The sequence below is a fragment of the Georgenia sp. genome, assembly GCF_054605595.1.
Genome location: NZ_JBTSDU010000169.1, coordinates 1 through 5,415 on the forward strand (window position 1 = coordinate 1; position 5,415 = coordinate 5,415).

At 71.7% G+C, this 5,415-nt stretch carries 6 protein-coding genes; all 6 read left to right on the plus strand.

The annotated features are described in order from the left end of the window. Positions 1-77: 77 nt before the first annotated feature. The 6 genes from tnpC to ACYC1Z_RS14035 all read left to right on the plus strand — a co-directional run bounded on the left by tnpC (position 78) and on the right by ACYC1Z_RS14035 (position 5,206). On the plus strand, positions 78-1,496 hold the full coding sequence (gene tnpC, locus ACYC1Z_RS14010) for an IS66 family transposase (protein WP_461410136.1): 1,419 nt from the start codon (positions 78-80) through the stop codon (positions 1,494-1,496). Between the two features lie 538 nt (positions 1,497-2,034). Next, entirely contained in the window at positions 2,035-2,487 is a 453-nt protein-coding gene (locus tag ACYC1Z_RS14015; protein ID WP_461410137.1) for a hypothetical protein, read from the plus strand. Positions 2,488-2,685: 198 nt separating this feature from the next. Next, positions 2,686-3,036, plus strand: a complete 351-nt coding sequence (locus ACYC1Z_RS14020) for a hypothetical protein (RefSeq protein WP_461410138.1) — start codon at positions 2,686-2,688, stop codon at positions 3,034-3,036. A 35-nt stretch (positions 3,037-3,071) separates the two neighbouring features. Then, a complete protein-coding gene (locus ACYC1Z_RS14025) occupies positions 3,072-3,401 on the plus strand; it encodes a hypothetical protein (RefSeq protein WP_461410139.1) in 330 nt (109 codons plus the stop codon). Positions 3,402-3,971: 570 nt separating this feature from the next. Next, positions 3,972-4,910, plus strand: a complete 939-nt coding sequence (locus ACYC1Z_RS14030) for a DNA-3-methyladenine glycosylase family protein (RefSeq protein WP_461410140.1) — start codon at positions 3,972-3,974, stop codon at positions 4,908-4,910. A gap of 116 nt (positions 4,911-5,026) precedes the next feature. After that, positions 5,027-5,206 carry a hypothetical protein gene (locus ACYC1Z_RS14035; RefSeq protein WP_461410141.1) on the plus strand — a complete coding sequence of 60 codons (180 nt, stop codon included), beginning with the start codon at positions 5,027-5,029 and terminating at the stop codon, positions 5,204-5,206. The last annotated feature ends 209 nt before the right edge of the window (positions 5,207-5,415 follow it).

Consider the following 5,415-nt stretch of genomic DNA (forward strand, 5'->3'; position numbering starts at 1 on the left):
CGTACTGCGACTTCCCCCGCAGGTAGGTGCTTTTCGTGGTCGATCCGTCGTGTTCGCCGATTCCTGAGGCTCCTTCGTTGGAGCAGCTGCTGATACTGCTCGCGGAGCGGGATGTGGCGTTGACGCAGCGCGATGCGCTGATCGCCGCGTTGGCGGGGCGGGTCGCGGAGTTGGAAGCGCGGTTGGGGAAGAACTCCAGGAACTCCTCGAAGCCACCGAGCAGCGACGGCCTGGGCAAGCCGGCACCGAAGTCGCTGCGGAAGCCCTCGGGCCGTAAGCCCGGTAAGCAGCAGGGCGGTCAGGGCTTCCGGCTGCAGCCGCGACCGGATCCTGATGAGGTCCGCACCCACGTCCCGACCGGCTGCGACGGGTGCGGAGCTGACCTCACGCACGCGCCCGTCGTCGGCACTGAGACCCGTCAGGTCTTCGACCTGCCAGAGATCGAGCTGATCGCGATCGAGCACCGCGCCCAGCGACGCCAATGTGGCTGTGGGGCGGTCACCCGCGCGGCGTTCCCTGCCGAGGCGACCGCCCCGACCTGTTACGGCCCAGGCGTCGCCGCGCTCGCGACGTATCTGCTGGGCCGGCAGCACCTGCCGGTGGAACGCGCCGCGGAGTGCCTGGAGGAAGCGTTCGGCGCGGCGGTATCCACCGGCTGGCTGTCTTCACTGCTGCCGAACGCAGCTGCTCGTCTGGATGGGTTCCTGGCGATCGCCCGCGAGCAGCTCGCCACGGCGCAGGTCGCGCACTTCGACGAGACCGGCGGCCGGGTCGCCGGCAGGTTGCACTGGATCCACGTGGCCTGCAACGACACCTGGACGCTGTTTCACCTGGACCGCAAGCGTGGCCGGGTCGCGATGGACGCCGCCGGGATCCTCCCAACCTTTAAGGGTGTCGCGATCCACGACGGCCTGGTGGTCTACCGCCAGTACGACCAGGCCCTTCACGGTTTGTGCAATGCCCATCACCTGCGGGAGTTGGCCGGGATCGCGGAGCTCACCGGACAGGCGTGGCCCACCAAGCTTGCTGAACTGCTCGTGGAACTGCACGTCGCGGTCGAGATCGCGAAGGCCAACGGCAAGACGAACCTGCCGGCCCGCCGGCTGGCGTCGTTCGGCAAGCGCTTCGACGCGCTGATCGGTGAGGGCAAGCAGCTCAACCCGCCGCCCCCACGGACCGGCAAGCGAGGCCGCCCGGCCCTGGGCCCCGCCGGATCGCTGCTCACGCGCCTGGCCACGCACCGCGCCGACGTGCTCCGTTTCGCCACCGACTTCGCCGTCCCGTTCGACAACAACCAAGCAGAACGCGACGTTCGGATGGTCAAGCTCCAGCAGAAGATCAGCGGCGGCTGGCGCTCCGAGAATGGTGCCGAGTCGTTCCTCGACGTCCGGTCCTACCTATCGACAGCACGCAAACACGGCCAGAGCGCGATGGTCGTGCTCCGCGACCTGTTCACCGGCCAGCCGTGGATCCCCGCCGTCGGCGCCAGCCCGTAGCCAGCGGGACCTGAACAGTTACCCGGACGGACCATAGATCGCGGAGCGCGGCCCCATGCATGGCGTCATCGCCTGCAACCTCGTCCGCAAGCTCGTCCGCAACCGGGCCGCCGAGGTCGGAGCTGTCGCCGCTCGGGCTCTCGCCGGCCGCGGCTCCGGCCCGGGAGGCGGCGCGACCCCGCGGCTGCTGGCCGGCACGACGTCACCATCCCGCATGCCGGGGAGCTCGCACACGACGTGGGCCAGGACGTGGCCCTGGAGCCACGCCGAGAGCCAAGGTGTCCGCGCACCTGCGGTCTGGTGCGAACGCCTGCGGAACGGGAGGCTCACGCGACCTGCGCTGATCCGGCCCGACCGACAGTTCCGACGCGCCCCGTACCCCGACGGATCACGAGGTGGGGGTTCGAGTCCCTTCGGGCGCACCGCCGGGCCGGATCACCGACCGCCGGGCCAGATCATCTGATCGATACCTGTTGACAAGACGGCAGTGCGCGAGGACTGTAAAAGCAAGATGAACCATACATAGAAAGGATTGATCATGACCGCCAACGTCGCCAGTGCCCCGCATGCGCACCAAGCAGGGGGGCACACCCTCGAACGGGTGCGATCCGACCCGGCTTTCGGCGCGTTCACCTTGCTGCGCATCGGGTTCGTCGCGCTACCGATGGTCTTCGGCATCGACAAGTTCACCAACGTGCTGACCGACTGGGCCGGCTACCTCGCGCCATGGGTCGTGGACCTGCTGCCGTTCGGTGCCTCGACGGCGATGATGATCGTCGGCGTCGTCGAGATCGTCGCGGGCCTGCTCGTCGCGATCCGTCCGCACATCGGCGCGTATGTCGTGGCGCTGTGGTTGGCCGGCATCATCGTCAACCTGCTGACCTACTCAGGTTTCTACGACGTCGCACTGCGGGACTTCGGCCTGCTGCTCGCCGCTCTCACCTTGGGCCGGCTGGCCTCGGTGTACGACCGGCACCCCGCCTCCTCGTGACGGACCCCGACGTCGGGCGGGTGCCCCGCACCGGAGCACCCGCCCGATGCCGGATCGGCCCCAGCGCCGGGGGTTCCGCGTGACACGGTGGGTCGATGTGGACCGACCGCGCGCGGGTGCTCCAGGACGTTTCGATCGCTGGCTGGCTCCCCGGCTCCCCGGCTCCCCGGCTCCCCGGCTCCCCGGCTCTCGGGCCCGATGGGCACGGTCACCCGAACCACCCCGGACGGGTACCCGGCCTACGCCCGGATCCTGCACCCCGTCGACCCCAGCAACGACGAGCCGCACCAGCGTTGGGCCGATGTGGCGCGCACCACCGGCCGCCTGATCCATCCACTGGTCCAGTGGCATGCCCTCATCGGCGCCGACGGCCCGCACGCCCACAGCTCCGACCTCTGGGACGGCGGCAGGCCACCCCAGGGCAACCTCCCACTCCCCGCCCTCCAAACCCTCGCCGACCTGCTCGACGGATACACCGCCACCCAGACGACTGCTCCTTCGCGATCTGGCAGGGCTGGGGCTCGCACAACGGTGGCAGCACGCACCTGACGCTGTCCGACGGCGGCCCCGCCACCTCGGAGACTTTGCCGAGGCTCTTCGACGACCGGGAGTGGGTGGCACCTCGGCTGGCGCTACCAGGGCGTGAGTACCTCCTGCTCGGCGGACCACTCGCGGCCATCGGTGACATCGCCCGCTACAAGCCCGGCTGGCCCCGGTGGACGCAGTCACCAAGCCTGTTCTGGCCGTCCGACCACGCCTGGTGCGTCGCCACCGAGATCGACGTCGACTCCACCATCGTCGGCGGCAGCGCCGCGGCCGTCCACGCCATCCTCGCCTCGCCCGACCTCGAGGCTGCCCTGCCCGTCGTGCCTGGGGACTCCCTCCAGTCCGACGCCGACCACGTCAACCGCTGAGGACGGTGCCTTGGTGTCGGCCGTCGAGGACGGTGCCTTGGTGTCGGCCGTCGAGGACGGTGCCTTGGTGTCGGCCGTCGAGGACCGTGCCTTGGTGCCAACCGCTGAGGACCGTGCCTTGACGCGTCGCTTTCGGCCACAATCGTGGCGCGTGTGAACTCATGACCGCAAGAACGCGTCACGCCAGCCTCATGAGCACCAGATGTGGCCGGATCTGCCACGCCGGGCGACGTCGACCGCGATCGGGGTGTGAGTTCGACGTAGGACGAGCCCGTCAGGCCGAGAGCAGCGGGGAGGTAGGCGTACGCGGCCAGACTCACCGCGAGCTGGCCCGTGGGCGCGCCAAGTTTCCACGAACTCGTCACTCCGGCGACGAACTCGCACTCCTGCGATACGAGTTCGTCGCCGGAGTGACGAGTTCGACGGAGGTCGGTGGAGGGCAGGTCAGCCGGAGGCGTCGGTCGGGCGCGCCCGAGCGGCCGGGTGGCATGCCGGATCTGCGCTGGCCCGATGATGGAGTGCCGATAGTGGAGGGCATGGAGCCCTGATGATGGAGGGCATGGAGTCCCGATGACGGAGGGCATGGAGCGGATCTGGTACCCCGGGTGGCCGTGCCCCGTGGGGGAGGTCCTCCCCGTCCTGCGCCACGGCGCCGCCGATCCCACCTACCGCGACGACGGCAACGGCACATGGTGGCGTGGCGTCCGCACGCCACAGGGCCCGGCCACGCTGCGCCTGCAGGCCCGCCCCACCGACGGCGAGATCCGGGCCACCGCCTGGGGCGACGGCGCCGCCTGGGTGCTCGACGCCGTGCCCGCCATGCTCGGCGGCATGGACGACCCCACGGGCTTCGCCCCCCGCCGCCACCCGCGCGTGGCCGAGCTGGCCCGCCGCCACCCGTACTGGCGCCAGCCCCGCACCGGCCTGCTGATGGAGTCCCTCGTTCCGGCGGTACTCGAGCAGAAGGTCACCGGTCAAGAGGCGAACGCCGGCTACCGCGCCCTCGTCCACCGCTTCGGCGAGCGGGCGCCCGGCCCCGGTGCCGACCTGCACCTGTGGATCCAGCCCGACCCGGCCACGCTGACCACCATCCCTTCCTGGGAGTGGCTGCGGCTGCCCGTGACCCCCGCCCGCTCTCGCACATTGGTCACCGCCGCCAAGGTGGCCCGCTCGCTCGAGCGCCTCGCCTCCGCGGAGCCCGCGGATGCCGACCGCGCACTGCGCTCCCTCCCAGGTATCGGCCCCTGGACCGGCGCCGAGGTTCGTGCCCGCGTGCACGGCGACGCCGACGCCGTCAGTTTCGGCGACTACCACGTCGCCGCTGACGTGGGCTGGGCGCTGACCGGCCGGGCCGACGTCGACGACGGCGGCCTGGCCGAACTGCTCGAACCGTTCCGGTCCCACCGCTACCGGGTGCAGCGCCTCGTCGAGCTCGACGGCGCCCGCCGACCGCGCCGGAGCCCGCGCGCCGCACCCCGCACCCACCTTCCAGGTTCGCGCCGCTTCTGACGAAGAGGAGACGCGCGAGGAATCCTCGGCGGTCCGCCGGGCTGCGGCTTCCGCCGGGGCGCACCGAGACGCTGGAGCTGTCCGTCGCCCGGGAGATCGTCCGCCGCTCGGACGCGGTGTGGTTCGCCCCCGAACGCACGCCACAGGCGGATCTCGACGACGGCGTCCTCGTCCGCCTCGAGGTGGCCACCCCCGGCTCGGCCGAGCCCGTCGGCCTGCTGCGCCGCAGCCTCGCCGAACCGTCCGCAGCCCGGGACGACCTCGCCGAGATCCTGCGGGATCTCGCCGAGGGGTGAACGGGTGGCCCGCGAGGCCGCCGATCCGGGCGCACCGCCGGCCCACGCCACGAGCGGGCGCACCGGCCCGCCGCCGCACGGCCCCACCGCCGCACCGCCGCACCGGTCCCGCCACCCCACCGCCGCACCGGCCCCGCCGTCGCACCGGTCCCGCCGTCGCACCGCCGCACGGCCTCCCCCGCCGCACGAGCCCGCCGCCGCACGGGCCC

Coding starts and splice junctions, on each gene's coding strand:
- ACYC1Z_RS14020 (WP_461410138.1), top strand. CDS start 2,686: ATGGGCACGGTCACCCGAACCACCCCGGACGGGTACCCGGCCTACGCC.
- ACYC1Z_RS14030 (WP_461410140.1), top strand. CDS start 3,972: ATGACGGAGGGCATGGAGCGGATCTGGTACCCCGGGTGGCCGTGCCCC.
- ACYC1Z_RS14015 (WP_461410137.1), top strand. CDS start 2,035: ATGACCGCCAACGTCGCCAGTGCCCCGCATGCGCACCAAGCAGGGGGG.